This window comes from Streptomyces sp. NPDC057950 (assembly GCF_042887295.1).
In the GTDB taxonomy this organism is placed as follows: domain Bacteria; phylum Actinomycetota; class Actinomycetes; order Streptomycetales; family Streptomycetaceae; genus Streptomyces; species Streptomyces kaempferi.
Map to the genome: position 1 here is coordinate 104,633 of NZ_JBHVPP010000026.1, position 26,124 is coordinate 130,756.

General features: G+C 69.2%; 20 protein-coding genes and 1 pseudogene. 11 read left to right on the forward strand and 10 right to left on the reverse strand.

Annotation, left to right across the window (positions count from 1 at the left end; all coding sequences use genetic code 11):
* Positions 1–191 precede the first annotated feature (191 nt).
* Positions 192–947 carry a DUF4142 domain-containing protein gene (locus ACFVTC_RS35405; RefSeq protein ID WP_390132700.1) on the reverse strand — a complete coding sequence of 252 codons (756 nt, stop codon included), beginning with the start codon at positions 945–947 and terminating at the stop codon, positions 192–194.
* A gap of 383 nt (positions 948–1,330) precedes the next feature.
* Here ACFVTC_RS35405 and ACFVTC_RS35410 point away from each other — a divergent pair, with 383 nt between their 5' ends.
* A complete protein-coding gene (locus tag ACFVTC_RS35410; protein ID WP_390132702.1) occupies positions 1,331–1,876 on the forward strand; it encodes an SMI1/KNR4 family protein in 546 nt (181 codons plus the stop codon).
* 243 nt (positions 1,877–2,119) lie between these two features.
* On the opposite strand, the gene ACFVTC_RS35415 is transcribed toward ACFVTC_RS35410, so the two are convergent.
* The 3 genes from ACFVTC_RS35415 to ACFVTC_RS35425 form a co-directional block, all read right to left on the reverse strand.
* Positions 2,120–2,443 (reverse strand): hypothetical protein, encoded by a 324-nt coding sequence (locus ACFVTC_RS35415; protein ID WP_390132704.1) that lies wholly within the window; start codon positions 2,441–2,443, stop codon positions 2,120–2,122.
* 1,032 nt (positions 2,444–3,475) lie between these two features.
* Positions 3,476–3,898: a hypothetical protein gene (locus ACFVTC_RS35420; protein WP_390132706.1), complete on the reverse strand. Its 423-nt coding sequence runs from the start codon at positions 3,896–3,898 to the stop codon at positions 3,476–3,478.
* 114 nt (positions 3,899–4,012) lie between these two features.
* Positions 4,013–4,861, reverse strand: a complete 849-nt coding sequence (locus tag ACFVTC_RS35425) for a polysaccharide deacetylase family protein (RefSeq protein ID WP_390132708.1) — start codon at positions 4,859–4,861, stop codon at positions 4,013–4,015.
* A 495-nt stretch (positions 4,862–5,356) separates the two neighbouring features.
* On the opposite strand from ACFVTC_RS35425, the gene ACFVTC_RS35430 reads away from it, so the two are divergent.
* Positions 5,357–6,208, forward strand: a complete 852-nt coding sequence (locus ACFVTC_RS35430) for an alpha/beta fold hydrolase (protein WP_390132710.1) — start codon at positions 5,357–5,359, stop codon at positions 6,206–6,208.
* Positions 6,209–6,377: 169 nt separating this feature from the next.
* Here ACFVTC_RS35430 and ACFVTC_RS35435 read toward each other — a convergent pair whose 3' ends face one another.
* The 5 genes from ACFVTC_RS35435 to ACFVTC_RS35455 form a co-directional block, all read right to left on the reverse strand.
* Entirely contained in the window at positions 6,378–7,271 is an 894-nt protein-coding gene (locus tag ACFVTC_RS35435; RefSeq protein WP_390132777.1) for a Gfo/Idh/MocA family protein, read from the reverse strand.
* A gap of 89 nt (positions 7,272–7,360) precedes the next feature.
* Positions 7,361–8,575, reverse strand: coding sequence for an ROK family protein (locus ACFVTC_RS35440; protein WP_390132713.1), 1,215 nt, complete (start codon positions 8,573–8,575; stop codon positions 7,361–7,363).
* A gap of 4 nt (positions 8,576–8,579) precedes the next feature.
* Positions 8,580–9,446, reverse strand: a complete 867-nt coding sequence (locus tag ACFVTC_RS35445) for a carbohydrate ABC transporter permease (RefSeq protein WP_390132715.1) — start codon at positions 9,444–9,446, stop codon at positions 8,580–8,582.
* Positions 9,443–10,465, reverse strand: a complete 1,023-nt coding sequence (locus ACFVTC_RS35450; RefSeq protein ID WP_390132717.1) for a carbohydrate ABC transporter permease — start codon at positions 10,463–10,465, stop codon at positions 9,443–9,445. Before ACFVTC_RS35450 ends, ACFVTC_RS35445 begins: the two co-directional genes overlap by 4 nt.
* 31 nt (positions 10,466–10,496) lie before the next feature.
* Positions 10,497–11,900 (reverse strand): ABC transporter substrate-binding protein, encoded by a 1,404-nt coding sequence (locus tag ACFVTC_RS35455; protein WP_390132719.1) that lies wholly within the window; start codon positions 11,898–11,900, stop codon positions 10,497–10,499.
* A 126-nt stretch (positions 11,901–12,026) separates the two neighbouring features.
* Between ACFVTC_RS35455 and ACFVTC_RS35460 the strand changes: the two genes are divergently transcribed.
* The 5 genes from ACFVTC_RS35460 to ACFVTC_RS35480 all read left to right on the forward strand — a co-directional run bounded on the left by ACFVTC_RS35460 (position 12,027) and on the right by ACFVTC_RS35480 (position 17,731).
* On the forward strand, positions 12,027–13,073 hold the full coding sequence (locus ACFVTC_RS35460) for a zinc-binding alcohol dehydrogenase (RefSeq protein ID WP_390132721.1): 1,047 nt from the start codon (positions 12,027–12,029) through the stop codon (positions 13,071–13,073).
* Positions 13,074–13,093: 20 nt separating this feature from the next.
* Entirely contained in the window at positions 13,094–13,894 is an 801-nt protein-coding gene (locus ACFVTC_RS35465) for a sugar phosphate isomerase/epimerase family protein (RefSeq protein ID WP_390132724.1), read from the forward strand.
* Positions 13,891–15,246, forward strand: coding sequence for a trehalase family glycosidase (locus ACFVTC_RS35470; RefSeq protein ID WP_390132726.1), 1,356 nt, complete (start codon positions 13,891–13,893; stop codon positions 15,244–15,246). The genes ACFVTC_RS35465 and ACFVTC_RS35470 overlap by 4 nt, the downstream gene beginning before the upstream one ends.
* On the forward strand, positions 15,243–17,144 hold the full coding sequence (locus ACFVTC_RS35475; RefSeq protein ID WP_390132728.1) for a glycogen debranching N-terminal domain-containing protein: 1,902 nt from the start codon (positions 15,243–15,245) through the stop codon (positions 17,142–17,144). The genes ACFVTC_RS35470 and ACFVTC_RS35475 overlap by 4 nt, the downstream gene beginning before the upstream one ends.
* Before the next feature lie 377 nt (positions 17,145–17,521).
* Positions 17,522–17,731 carry a DUF6183 family protein gene (locus tag ACFVTC_RS35480; protein ID WP_390132730.1) on the forward strand — a complete coding sequence of 70 codons (210 nt, stop codon included), beginning with the start codon at positions 17,522–17,524 and terminating at the stop codon, positions 17,729–17,731.
* Positions 17,732–17,934: 203 nt separating this feature from the next.
* Here the strand turns inward: ACFVTC_RS35480 and ACFVTC_RS35485 are convergent, their stop codons facing one another.
* Positions 17,935–20,067: a glycoside hydrolase family 6 protein gene (locus tag ACFVTC_RS35485; protein WP_390132732.1), complete on the reverse strand. Its 2,133-nt coding sequence runs from the start codon at positions 20,065–20,067 to the stop codon at positions 17,935–17,937.
* Between the two features lie 750 nt (positions 20,068–20,817).
* Here ACFVTC_RS35485 and ACFVTC_RS35490 point away from each other — a divergent pair.
* From ACFVTC_RS35490 to ACFVTC_RS35505, 4 genes and pseudogenes are all read left to right on the forward strand, one after another.
* Entirely contained in the window at positions 20,818–22,662 is a 1,845-nt protein-coding gene (locus ACFVTC_RS35490) for a cellulase family glycosylhydrolase (protein WP_390132734.1), read from the forward strand.
* A 334-nt stretch (positions 22,663–22,996) separates the two neighbouring features.
* Positions 22,997–23,813 (forward strand): annotated as a pseudogene (locus ACFVTC_RS35495) (PhzF family phenazine biosynthesis protein).
* A 370-nt stretch (positions 23,814–24,183) separates the two neighbouring features.
* Positions 24,184–24,708, forward strand: a complete 525-nt coding sequence (locus ACFVTC_RS35500) for a DUF302 domain-containing protein (RefSeq protein ID WP_390132736.1) — start codon at positions 24,184–24,186, stop codon at positions 24,706–24,708.
* Between the two features lie 684 nt (positions 24,709–25,392).
* Positions 25,393–25,731 (forward strand): thioredoxin family protein, encoded by a 339-nt coding sequence (locus ACFVTC_RS35505; protein WP_390132739.1) that lies wholly within the window; start codon positions 25,393–25,395, stop codon positions 25,729–25,731.
* Positions 25,732–26,124 lie beyond the last annotated feature (393 nt).

Here is a 26,124-nt window from a genome sequence, read left to right on the forward strand (position 1 = left end):
CCCGTCGGTCACGGATCCGGTCGTGACCAGCCCGGCGACCGCGGTCGCGGAGGCGTGCTCCACAACTCGCTCGGTGTCGCCGGTCCTGCCCGGCGTCCGACCCTCCCGGCCGGCCCGGTGACGTCTCCGGGACGGCCGCAGAGCAGGATCCTCGCGACCGGCCCCCTCGATTGACGGACCGCCCGGTGAGGCTAGCCGCCGTTCGCCTTCGCGCCGTTCTCGGCGGCGTTGAGGTCCAGCGGTGTGGACGTCGGATTGGGCGGGGGGTTGAGGACGACCTGAGGCTGACCCGGGACCGGGTTCGGCGGGGTCATGTCGGACTTGGGCAGCTTGGGCGGGGTGGTCTGGTTGAAGACCGTGGTGTCGAAGTCGACGAGGCCGGTCTTCTCCATCACGGTGATGTGGTCGAGCACTGTGTCGTTCGCCTGGTTGGCCAGGGCGCGGATCAGCGTGTTCTTGGTGGTCGAACGGACCTTGGCGATCGTGTTGAAGATCGAACCGTGGGTCATTCGCAGGATGTTGGCGAAGTCGACGTCGAACTGCTGCCCCGACTCCCCCTTCAACTGGGTGACGAAGCCCTCCTGCTGGGGGCTCGCCACGTTGGGCAGCGTGATGTTCAGCATCGGCGCGATCTTGCGACAACTGGTGTCCAGGGCGGCGTGTCCGTCGACGAGATGCTGGCTCGCGATCTTGACCGCCTTGCTCTGTCCCTTCTGCAGGCCGATCTGGCCGAGCGGGTGCTCCCACAGGCCGGCCGCGCGCACCTTGACCACGAAGTCCCGTTCGCCTTCCGTCAACGGTCCCCACTGCGTGTTCGCGATGACCCGGTCGGGCGTGGTCGACACGGTGTCCAGACCGAGCATCGCCGGGTACGCGAGCGCGCCGAGTGTCAGGGCGAGAGCGCCGCCCACAAAAAGGGTCCCGATCACATTGCCCGAACGCTGCATCGTTTCTCCTGCCAGTGCGCTTGTCCGCCGGTCTTCTGTCGCCTGATGGGGCGAACGAAGATGAGTACGCAAGGAGAGCCGCTCGGACTCAGCGAAACCGGCGAAAGAATCATCGGCGCGGGCAGCGCAGCCTCGATGACCAAGGGTCGCCGGTGTGACCCGGGCCTCGACCACGACTCTGGCCCCCGTGCCGACGCCGGCCCCGATGCCGCTCGGTAGCCCCGATGCCGCTCGGCAGCGACGCCCGCGCGGGCCTTGTACCGCGACAAGGACACCGTGCGGGACTTCACGTAATTCCGATCGCCAGGGTCGTTCCCCACTCAGACGTTCGAGCACGATGCCCTCGCAGGCGCTCTGTCGGTGCTGCATGCCAGCATGCTGCCGTGACAGACACATCAGCCGATGACCGCCCTGACGAGGCCACCTTGGCGTTCCTGCGTTCCGTGTTCCCGCCGGAGTGGCGTGAACCGGCGCTGGGGCGCGATGGCGTCTCGGCGTGGGAATCCGAGCACGGGGTCGTGCTTCCGGAGCCGTACCGGACCCTGATCGCCGAGATCTCCAACGGGTCGTCCCTCGGACCACCGGAAGACGGCGGCCTCCTGCCCCTGGGCCAGCTCCCGCCGGACTGGCACGGTCGAGGGGACCGGGATCCTGCCGCTGTGTTTCCTCTCCAGGAGACCTGGGCGTGGGAGGGCGAGCCCCTCGCCGACGACCACGACGAACGCGTTGCCGCCGTTCACGACCACGGCTCCATCGTGCTGGGCGCCGAAGACGGAACCTCCTACTGGGTCCTCGTGGTGACCGGTCCGCAACGCGGCGGGGTCTGGCTCGTCACCGACGTCGGCGCCTACCCGTATCCCATGCCGGAAGCGGCCGACTTCATGCGGTGGGTGCGACGCTGGCACGCCGGCGACGGCTGGTGGGACTGACCGTCACCGGCACGAGACCCCCGCTGCACCTGTGACGGCATCGGACTCGAACCTCTGCGTGGAGAGACGGACGCTGCCGCCGGGGATTGCCCACCGGCTCCGTGGCAGTCCCTCCGGGCCCGCCGAGACACTGACACCACGGACCGGCCGGTCCGCGTTCCCCCGGACCGGACGCTTCGTGTGCGGCGTCCTCAGACGGCCCCCGCTGGGTGATGCGCCTGTAAGCCGGTTCATGTCGCCTGCTCAACCGATGAATCGCACCGAACGGGGGCCACCGATGTGGGCCACCGAGCGGCCGGGGTCCAGGTTCAGGACGAAGAGGGCGCAGTCGGCGCCAGGGTGGACGGTCATCGTCTTGTCCGTCTGATTGGCGATCAGATCCGGCCGGACCTGGAGGTTGATGCGGACGTTGTCCGGCGGGTTGGTGATACGGAACTCCTGACCGCTGATCGAGAAGTACCGAAGCGCTCCCGTGGCGACCTGAGCGCTGGTGGACAGGCCGGCGGCCAGAACGCCTGCCGAGCCAACCGCCAGCCCCAGGTTGCCCATGCGGGCGAGTGTGAACATGTGAGGTCCCCGTTCCCTGCGTGGCGCCGACTCTCAGAGGTCCGGCAGCCAGGTGAGTGAGCCCCGTTCGGGGGCTCATTCGTGTCTCCGCTCCGCGGACCGGACCGGCGACCCGCCGCGCCCGGCTTCCCACAGTTCCCCCTCCCTCTCTGGGCCGGTGGGATGTGGATCGCGCTGCCTCAGAGAGTGCCCGTGACGGCGTGTCATGGCATGAGTAGCCGCTACTCAGCCCGACGCGGACCTCGGTTCCAGCGTTCCCCGGTTCCAGCGTTCCCCGGTTCCAGCGGACCTCGGTTCCAGCGGACCTCGGTGAGCGGGACGCCCTGCGCGGCCGTCACAGAGCGAGAGGCGGCCGCGCCGGCGGAGGCCCGGTGCTGTGCGTGGCAGGGCGCCCGCCGGCATCATGACATCCCGTCGTGGCGGCCTGCTTCCTGGCACGGGCCCGATCCCGCGGCCGCCACCGCTGGGTGATCTCACGTTCTGTCCGGGCGGCAGGGTCTCGCGAGGGGGTCCCGCTGTATGGGACCCGCTCGGGTACAGCTGACCGTGACGAGCAAGAGCTGGTCGCCGAAGGCCAGCGGCGGACAAGGCTCCCGGGAGCGACTGGCCGCGTCCAAGGCCCGCACGAGGTCCGCACCCCGACCTCAGGGGCGCGAGCTGCTTGCCGCGGCCGACCGAGACCATGGCCGCCCCACCGATACTCTTCGCGGACCCCACAACCTGTAGCGGCTGCCCGTTCCTGAAGTCCTCCATGTCCTGCGCGGGCGTACAGATTTAGTGCCTTGAAGGCAGTTGGCCACCGGTCTGCGCGGATACGGAGGGCGACCTCAACCACCAGTACGGCGAGGTTCGGTGATCAGTGTGGACACGAAGAAGGACGAAGGAACTGGTCGGTCCGTTCACGAACAACGGCCGTGAACGGGAGTCGCGAGAGAAGACCGGCCTGACCGTGCATGCACATCCCGACGCCCGTCCACGGATCGGATGAGGGGATGGCGCCGAACGGCAGTTCACAGGCAACACCCCTCGCTCTCAAGTTCTCCCGGCCGGCGTCCACGGCTTCGGGGAGGGCGGGGGGCTCTGCACGGCGCCGCGGAGCTTTTCCTTGAGGGTTTTCGGCGGGGCTTCCTTCTCCTCCTGGAAATGCATGAGCCGGGCTGTGGTCACCCGTATGTGGCACTCGCGGGTCCGTAGCCTGATGAGGACCACCCAGGCCCCGTCCTGCGTGAGGAACGCATGCCGCGACGGCTCGTCTCCGGGCCGGGTGTGCAGCGCGAGAGCTCTCGGTATGAAGCGCAGGGCCGCGTCCTCGGCTGCCGCGGCGGCTTGCTCTTCGCCGCCGTCGACATAGTGAGTGCCCACGAGCATCCACCGGTGCAGCAGCAGTTCCGTGCCGTCGGCGCGTTCGGTCTCTCGGGTGTCCTCTTCAATGAGGACATACCACTCATCAGTCATGGCCGGATCCTAACTTGACCTTCAACCTCCGAGCTCGAACGAGTGGTCGAGCAGCTCAGCACCGGTTTCATCGACGCTACCAGGGCAATCTGATCTGCCGGCCCGGCGGTCCGGCTATAGGTAGTCCTCCAAGCGGGCGATCGTGAAGCCCTGTTCCCGGACGTGACGCAGCAGGTTCGCCGTCATCTGGGTCATCGTCCTGCCCTTGAGCTCGGACGGTCCGCGGAAGTGGGCCAGGATGATGTCACCTGGGTGGAGCTTCTTGTGGGGGTCCTGGAACTGCATGTTCTTGATCTGCATGGACTCCCGCCACAGGACGATCGCCTCGATGCCGCAGGACGCGGCGGCGGCCCGGGTGTCTTTGTTCCAGTTGCCGTAGGGCGGACGCAGCAGCCGCGGTGCGGAGCCGTACTCCTTCTTGAGCTTCTCCTGCTGGCCGCAGATCTCCTGCCGCTGGGCGGCCGCGCTCAGGGTGCGGAGGTTCGGATGCGTCAACGTGTGGTTCTGGACGCTGTCGCCGAGTTCCTGCAACTTCTTGAAGTAGCCGTAGTCGGTGCGGATGGCGGAGTCCGTGAGGAACATCGCGAAGGGGATCTTCAGCTCCCGCATCATCTTCACGAACTCCGGATCCTTTTCGGCGCCGTCGTCGAACGTGAGGAAAACGATCTTCTGGTCGGTGGGTATCTCACTGATCACCGGCACCTCGCCGTCGGCGGTCTTCCCGCTTGCCGGCTTGGTCGACGGCGGGGCAGGCGGTGGCGCCAGCGGCTTCAGGCCCCACTTGCGGTAGGCCGCCGCGGTGGCCGCCTGCGCGTCGGCATGGGTGCCGGCGGGCTTCGCTGCGGGTGTCCGTGGGGTGGCGGAAGCAGAGTGCGGACGGGGGGCTTCGGGCGAGCAGCCCGTTCCCCATCCCGTCACCAGAAGTAGGCCGGCCAGAGCCGCCCCCGTGATCCGCCTGTTCACCGCGTGCCACCTCTTGTCATTCGTGGACCTCAGTCCGTTCGCCTTGCTTGATGGCGAACAAAAGTACGAGGTTCCATCCTTGATCAGGTTTCTCATGGATCAGGAACCGGGGGCGCACCGGGGGCGTCGAGCCGCGCCGGGCAGCGGATCCCTCAGGGAACGGAGCCGACGGGGTCGAATCACACGGCTGACGTCAACTCACTTCGTGGGGCGTGCAGTTGAGGCGTGACAGGTCGACGGCGATGCCCTGTTACCCGTCTTCGGCGTCACCTGACGCCGCACCCCTGCGGCCTGAGCCACAACCGGTGGGCGAGGGGGCGGACGCCTCACCGTTCGTCCCGAGCCCGCGTGCGCGTCGGCGCCGATGTCACAACCGGCCCTGACAGCGGGTCATACAGACGTCGGCCGCACCGGCGATAAACAACCCGACGGCATCAGAAGGACGGAAAAGTGTTCGCAGACAACCCAGAACGTAATGAGAGCCTCGCGCCTGGCGTGCACGAGACCGTGATCGACGGCGTCATCCAGCGCTATCACGTGGCGGGGGACGGCCCGGTGTGCCTGGTGCACTCCGGCGGTCCGGGTGTCCACTGGGAATACCTGCGGATGCCACTCCTTGAGAAGCACATGACGGCCGTCTATGTGGCTCCGGTGGGAGCCGGGGAGTCCGGAGAGCTCTCCGACGGCCACTACAGCGTGGAGCGATACGCGCGCTTCGTCGACGGACTGGTGGACCACCTGGGAGTGCCGGAGGTCCATCTGTTGGGACACTCCGCGGGAGGTTTCGTCGCCCTGCAGTACGAGCTGGACCACCCCGGCAAACTGGCGGGACTGATCCTGTACGACAGCGCACCCCTCTTCGGCCCGGACCTGCACGCGGAGGCGGAGGGCCAGATGAGTGCGTTCGAGCAACGGCACGCCGGGCGTCCAGAGGTCGCGGACGTCGTCGCCGCCCACCGGCGGCCGGAGACACCCCGCACCACCAGGTCCGAGGTCACGGAGCACGTACGGCGCCTGCTTCCCGCGTACTTCGCCGACTACTGGGGGATGCCGAACGAGCTGCGGGAAGCGGTCGGAAGCGTGGAGGTCGAGTACATTCCGTCCGCAGGGAACTGGGATGTGCGGGACGCTCTGGGCATGGTCAGCATCCCCACACAAATCCTCGTCGGCCGGTACGACTGGATATGTCCCGTCCGATGGGCCGAGGAGATGCACGAGAAGATATCGGGTTCCCGGCTCACCGTCTTCGAGAGCAGCGGTCACTTCGTGCACCTCGAAGAACCGGAGGCGTTCGTGCGCACCGTGACCGAATTCCTCGCCGACGGCGCCGGACGGACAGGGGCCTGAGGGCTGTCCCGTACCCGCCTCCGTCGAGGCCACCGCGGTCCCGTGATCCACCTCGCGGGGATCAGCCTCATGACGCGCCGGACGGCCGCGGGATCAAACCCGAGCCGTCGCGGGCACCTGCCCACCGATCCGGCGATTCAGGAGGAGGCAGCGGGAGACGTAGTCCTCTTCACCGTGCCGCACGGGCCGCCTGATCGATGAGGCGCTGCAGGTACAGCCCGCGTGCTGCGTCGAGGTCCGTCGCCTTGTTCGCTCGCACGGCGGTGGCGAAGGTGCGGCGCAGGATCGGCCAGCACTCCTCGTGGTCGATCTCGGCCGTATCGTAGGTCAACGGCGCTTCGGCGCCGAAGAGTTCGACACGGGTCAGAGCACGGGCCACGCTGACGGAGCCCGACAAGGACGCCTGGCTGACGGCTCCGTTCTCGTGTTCCAGGGTGAGTTCGATCCAGCGGCGGGAGTCGCCGGTGCTCCGTATGCCGGTGATGGGCGAGACGGCGAGGTCCAGCAGGTCGAGCAGATGCGGGCCGAGGTCGAGCAGCGCGCCGTGTTCGAGACGCCAGCCGGTGGCGAAGTCGCCGCCGAGGAAAGCGCCGTGGAGGTAGCAGGAGCGCGCACCGGAGACCTCGCGGGTGCGTGCGGCGTCGAGGAATGCCTCGGTGACCGGGTGGTAGCGCTTGGTCAGAACGAGTTGGGAGACCACGCCGGCGCAGAGGACGGCGTCGGCGACACGCTGTGCGGCCGCCAGGTCGGGTCCCAGCGGCTTCTCCAGCAGCAGTGCCTTCCCCTGTCGTGCGGCCAGGGGTGCCAGCTCGGCCTGCACGGCCGGGGGTACGGCGAACGCCACGGCCTCGCACCGGTCGAGGAGTTCACCGAAGGAGGCGGCGACGTGCGCTCCGTGCGGTGCGGCGGTCTCTCGCGCGGCTTCGGAACGCCGGGCCCACACCGCGGCGAGACGGGTCTCGGGTCCCGCGGCGAGCATCCGCGCGTGCATGGCGCGGGCCCAGGGGCCGGCGCCCACGAGGCCGACCTCCACGGGCCGGTCCGCCCAGGGGGAAGAGGTGATGATCACGGTGTTCCTGTCTGTACGAGGGGCCGCGCGAGTGGCTGTTCGGCAGCCCCATCTGCTGCGGCGGGTGGGCGCCCGCGGCCGGTTCAGGCCACGAGGTGGCCGAGGCGGGCCTCGGCGCGGTCGGGGGCGTAGAGGATCTCGACGACCATGGCGGCCGCCCCTATGACGCCCGCATGTTCGCCGAGGCGTGAGGTGACGACCTGGAGGTTGGCGGTGGCACGGGGGAAGGCCCGCTGGTAGAGCAGCTCACGGACGCCGGTCATGAAGGGCGCACCGGAGAGTTCACCGGCGATCATGAGGACGCCGGGGTTGAGCAGGCTGACCACGGTGACCAGGACCTCGCCCGCCCTCCGTCCGGCCTCGCGGGCCAGCCGGAGGGCGTCCGGGTGGCCGTCGGCGAGCAGGCGCTTGACGTCGGCGGCCGAGTTGGCGTCCGTACCGAGGGCGCTCAGGTCCCGGGCCAGTGCCCGGCCGCTGGCCACGGCGCCGAGGCAGCCGTGGGAGCCGCACATGCACAGGACGTCGGGCCGGTCGTGCAGTCGGATGTGGCCGATGTCGCCGGCACCGCCGTCGATGCCGCGGTACACCTTGCCGTCCACCACGACGCCGGCGCCGATGCCGGTGGAGACCTTCACGAGGACGAAGGCCGTGCAGTCCCGGTGACCGGCCTGGTGTTCTGCCAGCGCCATGAGGTTGGCGTCGTTGTCCACGAACACGGGAACCGGTCCGTCCCCCATGCTCCGGCCCACGTGCTCGGCGTATGCCTTCTGCAGGCGTTCCCGGATGGGATACCGGTCCCAGCCCGGCATGACCGGTGGTTCGATGACAAGGCCCGTCTCCCACTCCACGGGGCCGGGAACGGACAGCCCGATTCCGCAGATGTGGGCGACGTCGACCCCGGCGGCGGCGATCAGATCAGGGAACCATCGGGCCAGTTGGTCCAGTACCGCCTCCGGGCCCTCCCCGATGTCCAGCGGCCCGGTGTTCTCGGCGAGGATGGCGCCCCCGAGATCCAGGACCGCGGCCCGTGCGTGCTTGATCTCGAGGTCGACGGCGATGACCGAGGCGTGCCGCGGGTCGAAGACGATCTGCTGGGAGGGACGGCCGCCTGTCGATTCGCCGGCCACGTGCTTGAGCCACCCCGCCCGGTTGAGCAGGTCCAGTCGCTGGCCGACGGTCGAGCGCGACAGTCCGGTGATCCGCTGCAGGTCGGCGCGCGTGTTCGCGCGACCGCCGCGGATGAGCTGCAGCAGCTCGCCCGCACTGATCTGAGTCGATGTCAGCATCGGTTCCCCCATGGTCTCAGCTCTTGTCGGCACCGCTGGTCAGGCCCTCGGTCAGCATTCGCTCGGCGGCGAAGAACAGGAGTATCACGGGAATCGTCAGCACCACCGACCCTGCCATCAGTACGGTCTTGGGCACTTCGACGCCGTTGGACAGTTGCGCCAGACCCAGCGGCACCGTCCACTTGCCGGGGTCCGCGGCCAGGAAGAGCAGGGCGAACAGGAACTCGTTCCAGGCGATCATGAAGACGTACAGCCCGGTCGCCATCAGGGAGGGCAGGGCCAGGGGCAGGATCACCTTGCGAAGGGTCTGCAGCCTGCTGAGGCCGTCGAGTGCCGCGGCCTCCTCGATCGAGTAGGGGATGGTGACGAGGTAGTTCTTCAGCATGTAGATGGCCACCGGCACGGTCTGGGCGACGTAGACGATGGCGAGTCCGACCAGGCTGGAGGACAGGTGCAGTTTGGCGAAGACGACGAACAGCGGGACGGCCAGCAGCGTCGCCGGGAACAGGTAGACGGCGAGGAAGAGGGCGCTGACCTGGCGGTGGCCGAAGAACTTCAGCCGACTGATCGCGTAGGCGCCGGGCACCGCGGCCAGCAGTGTCAGAACGACGGTGCCGAGCGAGACCAGGGCCGAGTTGAGCAGGAACTTGAGGAACCCCTGGCCGCCGTCGTCGGTGGAGCGCAGCACATCGCGGTAGGTCGTGAGGGTGAAGTCCTTGGTCGAGACCCACAGGGAGCCCGGGTCCAGCAGCAGCGCGTCGATGGGCTTCAGCGACAGCAGCAGCATGTAGTAGAAGGGCATCACCGTGATCACCGCCAGGAACGCGATGACGATCCAGCGCAGGACGCCGAAGAACCTCTCCTCGAACTGGGCGCGGCTCATGACGACTCCTCCTGGACCTTGTTGCCGAAGAACTTGAAGTAGAGACCCATCAGGATCATGAGCGCGACGGCCAGGACCAGTGCCTGGGCGGCCGCGGCGCCCACGTCGTAACGGGCGGTGAGGAAGTCGTAGACCCGTACGGCCGCGACGTCGGTGCCCGCACCGCCGCCGGTCAGCAGGTAGACGTCGTCGAACTTGTTGAAGGTCAGGATGAACCGCAGGACGCACAGCAGGGCGATGACGGGCATCAGCTGGGGCAGCAGGATGTGCCGGAACCGCTGCGTGGGGGTCGCACCGTCCACCAGGGCGGCCTCCTCCAGGCCGTCGGGTACGGCCTGGAGCCGGGCCAGGATGAACAGGAACGCGAAGGGGAAGTACCGCCAGGTCTCGAAGGCGATGACGGTCAGTAGGGCGAGCGGGATGTCGAAGTGGAGTCCCAGCAGGTGGACTTCGTAGGCGCGGGTGGACAGGAAGGCGATGGGGTCGTCCCAGCCGAACAGACGGCGGCCCCAGTCGTTGACCACGCCGTACTGGGGGCTGAGCGCCACTTCCCAGACGAAGGAGACGGCGACGACGGGGGCGACGTAGGGCAGCAGCATCGCCGCGCGCAGCAGGCCGCGGCCGCGGAACGGCTTGCGCAGGGCGAGGGCGGCGATCAGACCGAGGGCGATGGATCCGAAGGTGGCGCCGACGGTGTACAGCAAGGTGGTGCCGAGGCTCGACCAGAAACCGGCCGAGTCGAAGACCTGGTCGAAGTTGTCGAGGGTCCAGTGGCCGAACAGGCCCATGCCCTGGATGTCGACCAGTCTGGCGTGCTGGAACGCGAGCAGGACGGTCCACAGGATGGGCAGGATCACCACGACGAGGACCACGACGAAGGTCGGGGAGACGAACGCCAGGCCCGCGCGGTTGGCGCGGCGGCTCGCCGTCATCGGGCGGCGGGCGTCTTCGGTGGGCCGGTCCGGGGTTCCGCCGCCGGCGTGACGGCGCTGTCCTGTACCGGCTGGAGCTGTTGTCATGAGGGGACCTTTGTGACGGGCAGGAGGGCGGCTACTGGAGGGACTTCTGCAGGGCTGTGACTTCGTCGTCGGCCTCGTGGGCCGCTTCGGAGGGCGAGATCTGACCGCCGGTCATGGCGCCGATCGCCTTCGGCACGGGCAGTTCACCGTTGGTGGCGCCGACGAGCGCGCCTTCGCCTTGAGTGATGCCCCAGCGCCGCATGTTGCTGACTCCGGCCGCGAGCTGGTTGAGCAGGCTCGGGGGATAGACCTCGTCGAAGGGCTTCTTGGTGTCGACCCCGATCTCGCTGTGGCGCCAGGCGTCGAGGTAGCGCTCGGGCTGTGCGGCGGTGCCCGCGCGGACGGGGATCATGCCCTCGGGTGCCATGCCGAACCAGGACTCGTATCCCGTGCCCATCATGTACTCGATGAACTGGCGTGAGGCCTCCGTCTCGGCGGTCTTCGTGGTCACCCATGAGGTGATCTCGCCGAACTGGGCCGCGTCGGCTGCGTCGGGGCCCTGCATCGCGGTGGTGATGCCGCTGTTGCGCGCGAGATAGTGCGCGTCGTTCTTGCACTCCGTGCAGCTGGGCAGGGCGTCCTTGCGCAGACCGGCGAGCTCGTCCAGGAGGAACGAGGACCAGATGATCATGGAGGACTGGCCCGCGAAGTAGGTGGAGCGAGTGGAGTCCACGGTCTGGGTGCCCGGGGCGCCGTAGGCGCGGGCGAGCTGGTCATAGGTCTTGAACGCGGTCCGGCACTGCGGGGAGTCGAGGGCGACCTGGTGCCGGTCGTCGACGAGCTGGCAGTCGTCGGCGAGCGCGAGGCTCTCGAAGCTCTGTGAGGTGAAGGCGTCGCCCGGGTCGGTGGCCGCGGAGATGCCGTACCGCCCCTTCGTGGTCAGCGCCTTGGCCGCGCTGAGCGCCTTGGCATAGGTGTCCGGAGCCTGCAGGCGCTGCGCGTCGAGCTGGTCCTTGCGGTAGACCAGCAGCTGCAGCCAGGCGCTGGAGGGCACGCCGAGGTTCTTGCCGCCGTCCGAGGTCAGCTTCAGCGCGTTGGCGTTGAACGTCTTCGGTCCCAGCTCGTCGACGATCTGCCGAGGTATCTCGGTGTTGAGCAGGCCGTTGCTGTACATCTGCCAGACCTGGCCCATGGGGGCGGCGCCGATGACGTCCGGCAGCGTGCCCGAGGCGGCGCCCGACATGATCAGCTGGGGCATCTGGCCCTCGTCGACTCCGACGAGATGGACCTTGATGCCGGTCTTCTTCTCGAACTTCTTGATGATCTTCTGGGTCACGGCGATGCGATCCGGGAGGTTCTCCTGGGACCAGACCGTGATCTCCCGGTCGGGTTTTCCGGGCCCCGTGCTGCTGGCGCAGCCCGTGAGCAGCCCTAGTCCCAAGGCTGCCGTGATGCCCACCGCGATCGCCTTCGATCGCCGGCTCTTGGTGCGCATTGCATGTCCTCGTTCCGACTTACGTCTACTTGAGACGCATCACAGCATCACTTTTGCTGGTTGACAAGACATAAGAGGGGGTTATTGTCGACGCAACCCAACTCGCAACCCCTTCCGGAGCCATCCGTGGAACGCGTCGTCCAATTCACCGGCCCCCTTCAGGTGGAGCTGACCGAGCAGGCCGGAGCCGATCTGCCCGCCGGGCACCTGAGGGTCCGCACCCGCTACTCGGGCATCTCGGCCGGCACCGAACTCACCGCCTACCGCGGCACCAATCCGTATCTGACACGGACCTGGGACCCGCAGGCCCGGCTGTTCCGCGACGGCGCGGCCGGCATCCAGTACCCCGTGGCCGGATGGGGCTACTCGGAGGTCGGCGAAGTCGTCGAGGTCGCTCCGGACCTGGTCGGCACGCCGGGCCTGCCGCAGCCGGGCGACCTGGTCTGGGGCATCTGGGGCCACCGCAGCGAGGGGATCGTCCCCGCCGAACGCATGATCGGCCACACGCTGCCCGCGGGCCTCGAACCGCTGGCCGGCGCCTTCGCCCGGGTCGGCGCCATCGCCTACAACGCCGTCCTGGCCGGCGACATCCACCTCGGCGAGGACGTCGCCGTCTTCGGCCAGGGCGTCATCGGGCTGCTCACCACCCGCCTCGCCCAGCTCAACGGCGCCCGTGTCACCGCCGTCGACGCGCTCGAGGGCCGTCTGGAGACCGCCGAGCGCTACGGCGCGCACCGCACCCTCAACGCCCGCACCGACGCCGTCGCCGAACGTGTCCGCGAGGCCACCGGCGGCCTCGGCGCCGACCTCGCCATCGAGATCAGCGGCGCCTACCCCGCTCTGCACCAGGCCCTGCGCTCGGTCGCCGCGGGCGGCCGTGTGGTGGCCTCCGGCTTCTACCAGGGCGACGGCATCGGACTGCGCCTGGGCGACGAGTTCCACCACAACCGCGTCCAGCTCATCTGCTCACAGATCGGCGGCGTCCCGCCCCAGCTGTCCCACCGCTGGACCGTGGAGCGCCTCCAGCAGACCTTCCTGCGGCTCGTCGCCGAGGGACAGGTGGACGTCACCTCCCTCGTCAGTCATGTCGTCCCGGCCGCCGATGCAGCCGACGCCTACGAACTGCTGGACCAGCGCCCCGCTGAGGCGCTGCAGGTCGTACTGGAATTCTGAACGTTTCGAAAGGCCCCCTCATGCTCAAGATCGCGGCGCAGGAACAGCTCCTGCCCGGAGACACCCTGCAGGCCAAGTGGGAGTTCGCCCAGGCGGCGGGCTACGACGCCATCGAACTGCGCGGCAAGGGCGACCTGCACTTCGCCTCCCGCCTCGACGAACTGAAGCAGGCACGTAAAGACGGCGTGGTAATGCCCACGGTGTGCGTCGACATGCTGCACTTCCTCGGCGCCTTCGACACGGACCAGCGCCGGGACGCCGTCGCCCAGATGAAGTCGCAGCTCACCGTGATCGCCGAGATCGGCGGCGTGGGCGCTCAGACCCCTGCCTCGTACGGCATGTTCTCCCGTCGCCTGCCGCCCTTCGAACCCCCGCGCAGCGAGGCGGAGGACCTTGATGTTCTGCTGACCGGTCTCACCGAGCTGGGTGAGCACGCCCGCGAGGAGGGCGTCACGCTCTTCCTCGAGCCGCTCAACCGGTACGAGGACCACATGGTCAACCGGCTGGAACAGGCCGCCGACCTGATCCGTGCCGTCGGCCTGGACTCGGTGAGGATCGGTATCGACAGCTACCACATGAACATCGAGGAGACCGACCCCGCGGCCGCGATCCTCACCCACGCCGACGTCATCGGACACGCCCAAGTCTCCGACTCCAACCGCTTCCAGCCCGGAGCCGGCCACCTCGACTGGTCCGCCTGGCTCGGCGCCCTGCACAGCATCGGATACGACGGCCACCTCGCTCTCGAGTGCCGGCTGACCGGGGACCCCGTAGACGCCGTCCGCTCCGTGCCCGCCTTCCTCAAGAGGTCCGGCGCGTGAAGTCCCTCCTGGACCGGCCTGCGCCCACCGCCGCCGCGCCCCTGACAGTGCGGCGCGGTGCGGCGCGGGTCCTCATCGACAACTGGACCGGTACCTCCACCGTTCCCTCCCGCACCCTCTACCCGCACCAGTGGAGCTGGGACTCGGCGTTCATCGCGATCGGCCTGCGCCACCTGTCGGTACGCCGAGCCCAGCAGGAACTGGAGTCGCTGCTGTCCGCGCAGTGGGCCGACGGACGCATCCCGCACATCGTCTTCAACTCAGCCGTACCCGACGACGCCTACTTCCCCAGCCCCGACTTCTGGCGCTCCTCGACCGCCGGCCGTGACGCGGGCGCACCGGCGGCCCCAGAGACCTCGGGCATCGTCCAACCCCCGGTGCACGCGCTGGCCGCCTGGCTCGTGCACCGCGCGGACCCCGAGGAGTCACGACGGCGCGGCTTCCTGACCCGAGTGGTTCCACGCCTCGCCGCCTGGCACGACTATCTCCTCGACCGCCGTGACCTCGGCGGCGGAGGACTGGCCGCGGCGGTCCATCCCTGGGAACCCGGCATGGACAACAGTCCCTGCTGGGACCGGGCCCTGCGGCGCGTCGTCCCGGCCGCGCCGGAGGTCTTCCAGCGTGCGGACCTGGATCACGGCCATCCCGCCGACCGGCCCACCGACCTGGACTACGGCCGCTACGTGCGACTGGTGAGCGACTACCGCGAAACCGGCTACGACGACCGCGCGGTGCGGCACGCCTTCGCGGTGGAAGACCCGTGCTTCAACGCACTCCTGATCGTCAGCGAACGGGCCCTGGCCGCCATGGCCGAGGAGACTGGGGCCGACCCGACACCGCACACCGCGCGCGCCGACGCGCTCACCCGGCACCTGGTCACCCGGCTGTGGGACGAGAGCGCGGGCCTGTTCCGCGTCCGCGACCTGGCCACCGACACCCTGGTCGAGGAGCAGGGCGTCACCGGTCTGATCCCGCTCATCGTTCCGTACCTGCCGCGGCACATCGTCTGCCGTCTCGTCGAGACGCTCACCGGCCCGCACTTCGACGCACCGGCCACACGCCTCGTGCCGAGCTACGCCCTGACCGGTCACGCCTTCGACGCCCAGCGCTACTGGCGCGGTCCCGCCTGGTTCAACACCGCCTGGCTGATCCACCTGGGGCTGCGTACCCACGGCCGGGAAGAGCAGGCCGAGCGACTGCGGCAGAGCTTCCTCGAGGAGGCGGCACACTCCGACTTCGCCGAGTACATCGACCCCACCACCGGTGCCGCGCGCGGCGCCCGGCATTTCTCGTGGACCGCCGCCCTCACCCTCGACCTCGTGTGTGCCGACCTCAAGGAGCCCACGCCATGACCTCGGCCGACGACCGCGTCCAGCTCGTCCGGGACGCCACCTTCGCCCGCGTGGACGCCGCCGGGGGCATCAGCGGCACCCGCGGCACCGCACCCGACGGACTGTTCCTGCGTGACGCCCGCCACCTCAGCCTCTGGCACCTCTCCGTCGACGGCACCGCACCCGTCGCCCTGGTGCCCGCCACCGCCGACACCGACGACAGGGCGCTGTCCGTCCTGACCCCGCGGGGAACCCGGGACAACCCGCCCGCCTACACCGTCTTCCGCGAACAGTCCGTCAGCGCCGGAACGCTGACCGAGCATCTGCGTCTGGTCAGCAACCGTCCCGACCCGGTCACCGCTCTCGTGGAGATCACCGTCGACGCCGACTTCGCGGACCTGTTCGAGCTGCGCGCCGACGACCGGCACTACGACAAGCCCGGCGCCCGGCACGAGATCCACCGCACCGACGACGGGCTGGTCTTCGACTATCGACGAGCCGACTGGCACTCCCGCACCACCGTCGTCGGCCGCCCGGCCCCCACAGGTCTCGACGCCGCGCCGGACACTCCGAGCGCCCGCACACTGAGCTGGCGGCTGCGACTCGACCCCCACGGTCAGGCAGATCTCCACCTGACCGTCCGCGCCCGACCTCACGGGCAGGCCGAAACACCCACTGTCGCAAGGCCGCAACGGCGGACGGCACCGGCTGCCGACGACCTGGCCCGTACCTGCGAACGGGGACTGGCCGACGTGGATCTGCTGACCATCCCGGTCGCGGGTGTGGACGGCGAGACAGCCGACGTCCCCGCGGCAGGCATCCCCTGGTTCCTCACCCTGTTCGGCCGCGACTCACTGCTGACCTCCTACTTCCTGTTGCCCGACCGGCCGGAGACGGCGGCCGCCACGCTCAGCGCCCTCGCCGCCACCCAGGGCCGGGCCCACGACCCCGTGAGCGGCGAACAGCCCGGACGCATCGTCCATGAGACCCGTCACGGCGAGCTCGCACACTTCCGGCAGATCCCCTACGGCCGCTACTACGGCGCCGTCGACGCCACACCTCTCTTCCTGGTGCTGCTCCACGCCCACTACCGGACGACCGGCGACCCGGCCCTCGCCGTCCGGCTTGAGCAGCACGCCAGGCGGGCCGTCGACTGGATGCTCACCGACGGCGGCCTGGACGAGCACGGCTACCTCACCTACCAGCCCGACCCGAACGGTCTGGTCAACCAGAACTGGAAGGACTCGGCAGGTGCCGTCTGCTTCGCCGACGGCACCCAGGCACAAGGCCCCATCGCCGTCTCGGAAGCACAGGGCTACGCCTACGACGCCCTGATCCGCACCGCGGAACTGGCGGCCGCCGTCTGGCAGGACGAGCCCTACGCCGACCGCCTGCGCGAGACCGCCGCGATGCTGCGCACCCGCTTCGCCGCCGACTTCTGGATGCCCGACGCCGGATTCCCCGCTCTGGCCCTGGACGGCCAGGGACGTCAGGTCGACGCTCTGGCCTCCGACGCCGGGCATCTGCTGTGGTCGGGGATCCTGGACCAGGAACTCGCCGGCCGGGTCGGGCAGCGCCTGCTGCGGCCCGACTTCTTCTCGGGCTGGGCGATCCGCACACTCGCGGCGGGGCAGAAGCCCTACCACCCGCTGTCCTACCACCGCGGCAGCGCATGGCCGCACGACAACGCCGTCATCGTGCTCGGCCTGGCCCGGCACGGACTCGCGGAACAAGCACGCACCGTCGCCGACGGCCTGATCGCGGCAGCCGTTCATCACGGATACCGCCTGCCCGAGGTACTGGCCGGCTACGACCGCGCCGCCACGGCGCGGCCGGTGCCGTACCCCCACTCGTGCTCGCCTCAGGCCTGGGCCGCGGCCACGCCTCTCGCCCTGCGAACGGCACTGCAGATGCTGTGAAACCCGCCCCAGGTCCCCACGGCCCCGGAAGACGCCGCCCGGGGCACGCGTGCGGGCTGACGCCGACTGCTCCCAAGGCAGACCGTGCCGAACGCACGGTCATCACACACTGCGCCCCGGGTCGTCGACATCCACCGTCTCGACCGCCCGACGATGTGCGGCCTCAGGCGAAGTCGCTGGTCCAGTTGTCCGTATAAGCCTGACTGCCGATGAAGGGGTTGCTCACGGCCCAGAGTTCGCCCTTCTGGTTCTACGGCACGTTGAAGTTGCACATCATCCAACCGCCCTCCTCGCCGCGGTCGTTGAAGCACTCGCGACCCCAGCTCGCCGGGAGTCTCGACTTGATGGTGCCTGCGACGGAATGTCCGTTCGTCTTCGTGTCCTTGACCCAGACCCCGTCCCCGTACGCGACGAAGCACGCCTTCGCGCCGGTCGTCGACACCGCGAGGCTGGTCGAGCAGGCACACTGGTTCATCGTCGATCCTTCGTCGGACTGGTTCCACCACGTGGCCTGGGATCTCGCCGTGGCCGTCCTGCGACCGGGCGGACAGGGCATCGCGGTCCTCGCCGCCACCGACACCGACTGATTCCGACGGCGTGCGCCGACGGTGGCGGTTTCGCGGTCCCGGGAGGACAGGAAGCGCCTCGCTCCGCCGAACCCGCAAGGAGTCCGGCGGAGCGAGGAGGAACCCTTCCGACACATGTCAGCGTCGCGCCGCCGCGCAGCCCGGCGCGGGCGGCGTGAGGGACGGGGCGTCACCGCCCCGGCCCCCTGTCCGCTCCGCGCGCTCTACGGCTCGGTGCCCCAGACGAGGGTGCCCGCCACGTACACGGTCACCTTCGCCGCGTCCGCGTAGGAGCTGTTGGCGCCGCGGCTGTAGTCGTCCAACTCGTTGAAGTTCGACCAGTCCGACTTGGCCATGCGCAACTGGAGTTCACCGCTGTCGGCTCCGGCGGCCAGCGAACCGGAGGTGAAGCCCACCTCCAGATAGTGGTCCGCACCCGTGCGGCTCGGAGAGACGGCGCCCACGGAGGTTCTCACCGTGGAGCAGCCGAGCTGTGCCCAGTCGCAGAAGGTCTGGTAACCGGCGGACGAGGACTCCCCGGTGAACCAGTAGCGGATGGTCACCTTGGACAGATCGACCGAGGAGGACCCGCCGTTGACGAGCTTGAGGCCCGGCCTGACCCCGTTGTCACCGGTGGAGGAGTCGTTGTTCTTGTACTGCGCCTTGAGGCCCGGCGTGCCTCCTCCTCCGCCCGATGCCTTGGTGGTGGCGGACACCGCCGTGGACGAGGCCGAGACGTTGCCTGCCGCGTCCTTGGCCCTGACGGTGTACTGGTAGGTGGTGGAGGCGGCGAGTCCGCTGTCGGTGTAGGACGTGGTGGTGGCACTGCCGACCTTGGTGCCGTCGCGGAAGACGTCGTATCCGGTGACCGCGGTGTTGTCCGTGGACGCGTTCCAGCTCAGGGTGGCGCTGTTGCTCGTCGTGGAGCTGACCGTGAGGCCGCCGGGAACCGTCGGGGCCTGCGTGTCACCGCCACCGCCACCCGATCCGCTGACCGGCGGGTTCGCGTTGGCGAGCAGCTGGCGGAACTGGGCGGAGAACCAGTGTCCGGCGAGCGGGGAGTTGGGCAGTGCTCCGGTGAGGTTGTTTCCGTTGCGCGCGTTCCCGGTGTACGTGGGGTCGCACATCCGGTCGAAGCCCTTGCCCTCGTCGTTGTCGACGGCCTGGCTGGCCCCGTCCGACTCACCCGGCGGCTTGGCCCACACGTAGGCGTCGATCCCGGTGTCGGGTGCGGCCGCCGGGCGCTCGCCGAGGCCCGCCCCGTTCTGGTTGCACCAGTTGCCGGCGTGGATGCGCCGGTCGATGCGGCCGCCGTCCACGTAGGCGTCGACACTCGTCGTCGGGCCGGGACCGGTCGGCCGTGCCGAACCGCCCCACCCGTTGCGCGAGGTGTCGACGAGCATGCCGATGCCGGCGTCGAAGCCCTGCGCGACGAGCGCGGTGCGCAGCCCCTGCGCGTACGAGCTCTCGTCGTCGTACTGGTTCCAGTCGATCCACTTGGACTGACGCACCGTCTGGCCGTTCACCGTGTCCGTGATCTTGACGTACGGCTCCTTGGTGGCGGAGTAGTTGGCGGTGTTGACGATGAAGCCCGTCACGTCGTTCACGGTCGCGCCGTTGGTGGTGGCGGCCTTCTTGAACTCCTGGGCGGACGGGGTGAGATTGCTGTCCCAGCCGAGCCAGCTGTGGTGGCCGGCGTCGATGTAGTTGTAGGCGTTGGGAAGAGCGCCGAGCTTGTGCAGGGCGTAGCCGACGCCCTTCTCGTAGTTGCCGTTCGCCTTCATGGTGGCGCACTGGGTCGTGGAGCCGGCGGTGCCGCCCGCGTTGGTCACCAGGTTGGGCAGCGAGTCGGGTTCGATGAGGTTGACGATCCGCAGGCTCGCATAGGCCGGGTCGGCGAGGATCGCGGCGATCGGGTCGATGTAGTTGCTCTGGTAGGAGGCCAGGTCGTCGGGGCCGAGTTCGCCGTTGGAGGCGAGAGCCGCGCAGTCCCGGCCCGGCAGATCGTAGATGACCAGCTGGACGAGGTTGGCGCCCTGCGCCTTGGCCGCGTCGAGGTGCGCTTGGAGACCACGGGCGTCGGCGGTGCCCTGGATCGCGGCCATCCGGTCAAGCCAGACGAAGGTGGGCTGGTTGGAGATGGCCGAACCACCCGGCTCGGCCGCGGCCCTGGCCGACCAGTCGGGGTTCACGTACGCCTTCGCGCCGACATAGGGGTTGTCGAGCTTGGCGGCCGCGGTCACGGTGGTCGGGAGGGCGGTGATGGACAGGGCTCCGAGGAGGGCGCCGACGGCCAGAGCGGCTGTCCGCTTCGGTCCGTTTCGGCGCACGGCGGAATCGGGTCTACGGGAAGGCATCGGTCATCTCCTGGGGAGAGCGGGCAAGTGCGGGCGGTGTGCGGGGTCGCGGGCGGCCGCCCGGTGTGCCGCGTCCGGGCACTCCGGGCGGAAGTCCGCCGGACGGGCGTTTCGTGCGGGCACGACGAAGGTGCGACCGTGTGCGTCGCGCACAGTGGAACTGAGGGGCCGCCGAACAGGAGCGCGCCGCGACGCCGTCCGGGTGGGGGCCCGGCGTTCTCGTCGTCGCGCGCGGACGGTGCCCGGTCGCTGAGGTGACGGCGGGGACAGAAGCACCGAATGTGGGAGCGCTCCCAAAGTGCGGGGCCCGGAGCGCGGATGTCAACACCCGCGTCGAGAGTGGCATCTGACGGGCCGTCGCACGCTCGACTCATGGCGCCAGGCTCACCCATGGGCCCGCGCCGGCGCATGCCAGGTCGCGGCGTGCGCGACGGCGCCGGGGCCCGAGAACCGTGTGGCGGATCGGGCGGTGGGGGCACGCCCTTCACGGCCGGGTGCCGCGGGTATGGCCGAAACGGCACGCACCCGTGGCCGACAACTCCGCGCACGGCAGCGATCGCTGCGCGGGGTATTGACGCGGACACGCTTAGTGGCTTCCATGTGCGCTGTCCGGCTTCGACGAGCCGGCCGTCGGGAGCGGGACACTCCCGACGGTCCGCGGGAGCCGTCACGCCGGACGCCCTTCCGCCTGCCCGCCCGGAGACGTGCGCCCGAGTATGGGAGCGCTCCCACCCGGAGAGGACCCCCACCATGCGTCACCCGACCCCCTTCCGCGTCAGACCTGCCCTGATCGCGCTTCTCACCGCGGCCCTCGCGGTTCTCGTCCCGTCCACTGCCGCGATGCCCGCGCAGGCGGCCGCCTCACCCTCGTCCCCGTTGCGTGCGGCCGCCTTGCCCTCACCCTCGTCGCATGTGGCGGCCGCGGCCGGCGGCGGCTACTGGCACACCGAGGGCCGCCGGATCCTCGACGCGCAGAACCAGCCGGTGCGCATGGCCGGCGTCAACTGGTTCGGGTTCGAGACGGCCAACTACGTTGCGCACGGACTCTGGTCGCGCGACTACAGGTCGATGATCGACCAGATGAGGACCCTGGGTTACAACACCATCCGGCTGCCCTACAGCGACGACATCTTCAAGGGCACCCAGCCCAACGGCATCACCTACGCCAACGGCCTGAACACCGACCTGCAGGGCCTCAACTCCCTCCAGGTGATGGACAAGATCGTCGACTACGCGGGCTCGGTCGGTCTCAAGGTCGTACTCGACCGTCATCGGCCCGACTCCTCGGCCCAGTCGGCGCTCTGGTACACCTCCGCCGTCCCCGAGACGACGTGGATCGCCGATCTCAAGGCCCTGGCGGCGCGCTACCAGGGCAACACCGCCATGGTCGGGATCGACCTGCACAACGAGCCTCACGATCCCGCCTGTTGGGGATGCGGCGACACGAGCACCGACTGGCGGCTCGCCGCCGAACGGGCCGGCAACGCGGTCCTGTCCGTCAACCCCAGCCTGCTGATCTTCGTCGAGGGCGTCCAGACGGTGAACGGCCAGAGCGACTGGTGGGGCGGCAATCTCGCCGGGGTCGCCACAGCGCCGGTGCGACTGAGCGTCGCCAACCGCATCGTCTACTCGGCCCACGACTACGCCACCAGCGTCGCGCAGCAACCGTGGTTCAGCGACCCCTCGTTCCCGGCGAACATGCCGGCCATCTGGGACAAGAACTGGGGCTACATCTTCAAGCAGAACATCGCCCCCGTCTGGCTCGGAGAGTTCGGCACCACCCTGCAGTCGACGGTCGACCAGAAGTGGCTCGCCGCGCTGGTCGACTATCTGCGCCCCACGAACACATACGGGGCCGACAGCTTCAACTGGACCTTCTGGTCGTGGAATCCGGACTCCGGCGACACGGGAGGCATCCTCAAGGACGACTGGCAGACCGTGGACACCGTCAAGGACGGCTACCTCGGCGGCATCAAGGCACCGGGCTTCGCCGGAGGAGGAGGCGGAGACACGACCGCGCCCTCGACACCGACCGGACTGGCCGTGACCGGTACCACCACGTCGAGTGTGTCCCTGTCATGGAACGCGTCCACCGACGACACCGGGGTCGCCGGCTACGACGTCTACCGGGGCACGGCGAAGGTCGGTCAGGTCACCGGCACGACCTTCACCGACCCGGGCCTCACCGCGGGGACCCGCTACGACTACACGGTGCGGGCACGCGACGCGGCCGGGAACACCTCTCCGGCGTCCGCGTCGGTCACCGCGACGACCGCCGGCACCGGGGGCGGCTCCAGCGGATGCAAGGCCACCTACAAGGTGAGCAGCGACTGGGGCAGCGGCTTCAACGCCGACATCACGGTCACCAACACAGGCTCCGCGACGACCAAGTCGTGGCAGGTCACATGGGAGTGGCTGGGCAGTCAGACCGTCTCCGGGATGTGGAACGCCTCCTACACCCAGGTCGGCAGGACGGTGACCGCGAGCAACGCCGACCACAACGGCGCCATCACGGCAGGCGCCTCAACCGGATTCGGCTTCGGCGCGGCACCTGGCGGCGCCGGTACCCCGGTCCTGAGCTGCCGGGCCGGGTAGGGCGCGTTGCGAAATTCCCGCCTGCCTCGCGGCACCTGGCACGCTCCCCCACCGCCTCGAAGGCGTGGGAGGTGTTCCCACTCGCCGCACCGGTCGAGAGCCCGAGTACGAACCGGCGTGCCATGGCATCGGCAGCCGTTACCCGACCCGGGTGCGGCACGCGACAGGCCGTCGCGCCCGCCGTGCAGAGCCCCGACGAGCCATGGTCGGGCCTGCGGCGACGGGTGGGGAATCGGCGAGATGCGATCCGCGGGACCGGAGCGGCGGACGAACCCCTCACGGCGTCCCTCCGCGTCCGGGAACAGCCACAGCCCCACCCCGCGTTGCCACGGGCATGACGACGAATACGCCGAGGCCCGAGGTGCTGCGATACACCGCCTTCTCCAGCACCCCCGACGGAGGAAACCCCGCCGGTGTCGTTCTGGACACCACCGCCTTGGGCGACAGCGACATGCTGGCCATCGCCGCCGGTCTCGGATATTCGGAGTCCGCGTTCCTGACCGCACCCCCGGAGGGCCTCGGCGGCCAGGAGGGGCGGACGTACGGCATTCGTTACTTCAGTCCCAGGGCCGAGGTGCCGTTCTGCGGGCACGCCACCATCGCGACCGCCATCGCCCTCGCCGAGCGGATGGGCCCCGGGGAGCTGGTGTTCGCGACGCGCGCCGGCACCGTCCCGGTGGAAGTGGCCGAGAAGGACGGCACGCTCCGGGCCACGCTCACCAGCGTCGAGCCGCGCATCGAAGAGATCGCCGACGCCGACCTGGCGGAGACGCTCGCCGCGCTCGACTGGCCGGCCACCGATCTCGACCCGGCCTTCCCGCCTCGCAGACCTCGCCTACGACTTCACGCGTCTCGAAACCCTCATGAACCGATTGGAGCTGACCACGGTCCAGCTGGTGTGGCGGGAGTCGGCCACCGTCTTCCATGTCCGTGACCCGTTCCCCGTCGGCGGCATCGTCGAAGACCCGGCGACCGGCGCCGCGGCCGCCGCGTTCGGTGCCTACGCCCGTGATCTCGGTCTGGTCCCCCGCGACGCCGTCCTCACCCTGCACCAGGGCGCGGACCTGGGCCGTCCCGGTGAACTCACCGTGACGCTGCGCGCGGGTGACCCGCGCGTCCGTGTCAGTGGCACAGGAACTCGCATCAGCTGAAGCACAGCCATGACGACCGTGGCAGACACAGCTTTTCCCGGTGGCCCCAGAGCCCCGAAATGCCGATGCGCCGAAGCGGTAGCTGACGGGGGAAAAGCGTCTTCAGCCGGCAGCAAGCAGTCGGCCCGAGGTCTGACGTGGTCGTGGTCCGGGCGTGCCCGGTCCGAAACAGGCGTCGTCTCGATGGGACACCGGGCATTCCGAATCCGGTCCAGCCGCGCAGCCCACGCCGCATGTCACTCCGCTCGATTTGCCTCGGCGGTCAGCCGGTCCTATCGTCACTTTTGGCCAGGGGGGAGATCGTGGTGACCGGGCGACCTCATGGGCCGCCTGCCTTGAAGCATTGATCCCAGAATCAGGGAGCCATCGCATGGCCAGTCAACGCAGCCACACCGTCACCCGGATAGACGTTTCCACGGGAATTGCCTACGACGATTTCGTGAACGCATTCGAGAAAGCGGCGCCCGCGTTCGATCCGGTATCGATGGAACGCATTGCCGAAATCGGGGGAAGTTGGGACGACGTCCGCGCCGCGATGGCCGAGAACGCGCCCAATGAGCTGGTCCGCTACGCACGGATCAACGGCACCTCAATGTTCAGTATCGCAGGACACACCACCAGGTCGATGGAGTACCTGACCGGCAATCACGTCATCGCCGAGACGATGTTTCGCCATGATCCGAGGGCGCTCCTGTATGCGCCTTTGCGGATGCTGATCTACAGCGACGCCGACGGCAACGCGGTGTTCAGCATGCACCGGCCGAGCGACGAGTTCGGAAGTCTCGGCATCCCGGAGGTCACGAAAGTCGGGGAGGATCTGGATCGCCACGTGGTCAATCTGCTGCGGGTCTGCGGTGTCGATGCCTCCCAGGACTTCGTCCGACACTCGGAGTAGGCGCGGAGAGCGGGCCACCCCGATAGCGCTGCGCCGAGCCCCACCGAATGCGGTTTTCGACAGGTCAGAATTCAGCCGTTCCAGATCTCGAATTCCGAGTTGAACTCGGCAGTCGGGATCGGCACCGGCGACATTGGCCGGTGCGTACCAGTTCTCGGGCTCGAACTCGTAGAGCTGCACCCAAGAGGTCTCCCTGTGGGTCTGCTTGTTGACCAGGTTCTCGACGTCAGCCACGGCCTGAATGAGCTTCGCGCCGAGCTCCTCCTTCCGCGCGGCACTCAGATGGCCCTTCATTGCGTGCACGCGAACGAAAACCATGTGAGCGGGTCCTTCCGGTGGCTGGTCGACGGCCAGTCCTGAGCCGGATGACGCGGCCGACCTCAACAGTCCCGCTGACCCGCGGTCCCTCGGTGATCCGTCACCTGATCGGGTGCGGGGGTGTCGGTCCGGCCGACCGGCCGCCTGACAGAACCGCCCGCCGCGGGCACGCCCACACGGTTCCCCCTGTTGTCGGCCATGGAGGTCGACGTGGTGATGGGCGCAGTGGGTGCTGCCCGGCCGGCGGGCCGGCCAGGCTCAGGGTCATGTCACCGTACGTCGCGTTGTGCACCGGCCGGACCAGCCAGCCTCACCGCTCGGGGGAAGATGGGGATGCACTGACGGAACGCGAAGTCTGGAGGTTCGATGGCGAAGCGGGTTCACCAGCCCCGTGAGGACGCGGAGTTCGATTTCATCCTCGGGATGAGCGCAGTCCCGGTCCTCGCATATTTCACCGGGACCTGGCCCAAGGCGATCGAGCCCTGCCGGGCGATGGACCTCGTCGTGGGCGGCATCGCCGACGAGTACACGGGCCGCCTGACGGCCGTCCGTGCCGACATCACGCGCTGTCCGTCCGCAACCGAGCGATACGGGATCACCGGAGCCCCGTCCTACGTCCTGCTGAAGGAGGGAGTGGCGGTGGCGCACGGCGCGGGGCCCATGACCAGCACCGAGGTACGGAAGCTCCTGGACGGCCACCTCTGAGCGGCCGCCGCGGCGCATCGCCACGCGTCGCAGCCGCGTCCCCGGACGGCGGAGGTCTGGCCGATCCGGCCCCGGGTCCTGGCACCCGGCGGAGTCATCGACTGTCCGGCTTCGTCCTCGCTCCGGCACCGCCCGGGGGGCTGTACCGAGCACGAGGTCGCGATCTCCTCGTAGTGCTCGACTCCCTTTGAACGGACGGGCCGTCCGGGTTCCATGCCTCCGCGGACGCGTCACGGATCGGCGGACGAGTTCCCGGTACGCGCGAACGCCGGCCGCGAGAGAGGGCGACAGCGTCCCCCCACGGTGCGAAGCCGCCACCACCCCGACCTCAATCCTTGCCTCGTCTATCGAATTTCGATAGATTTTTATCGTAACTCGATGGAGGGGTGAGTC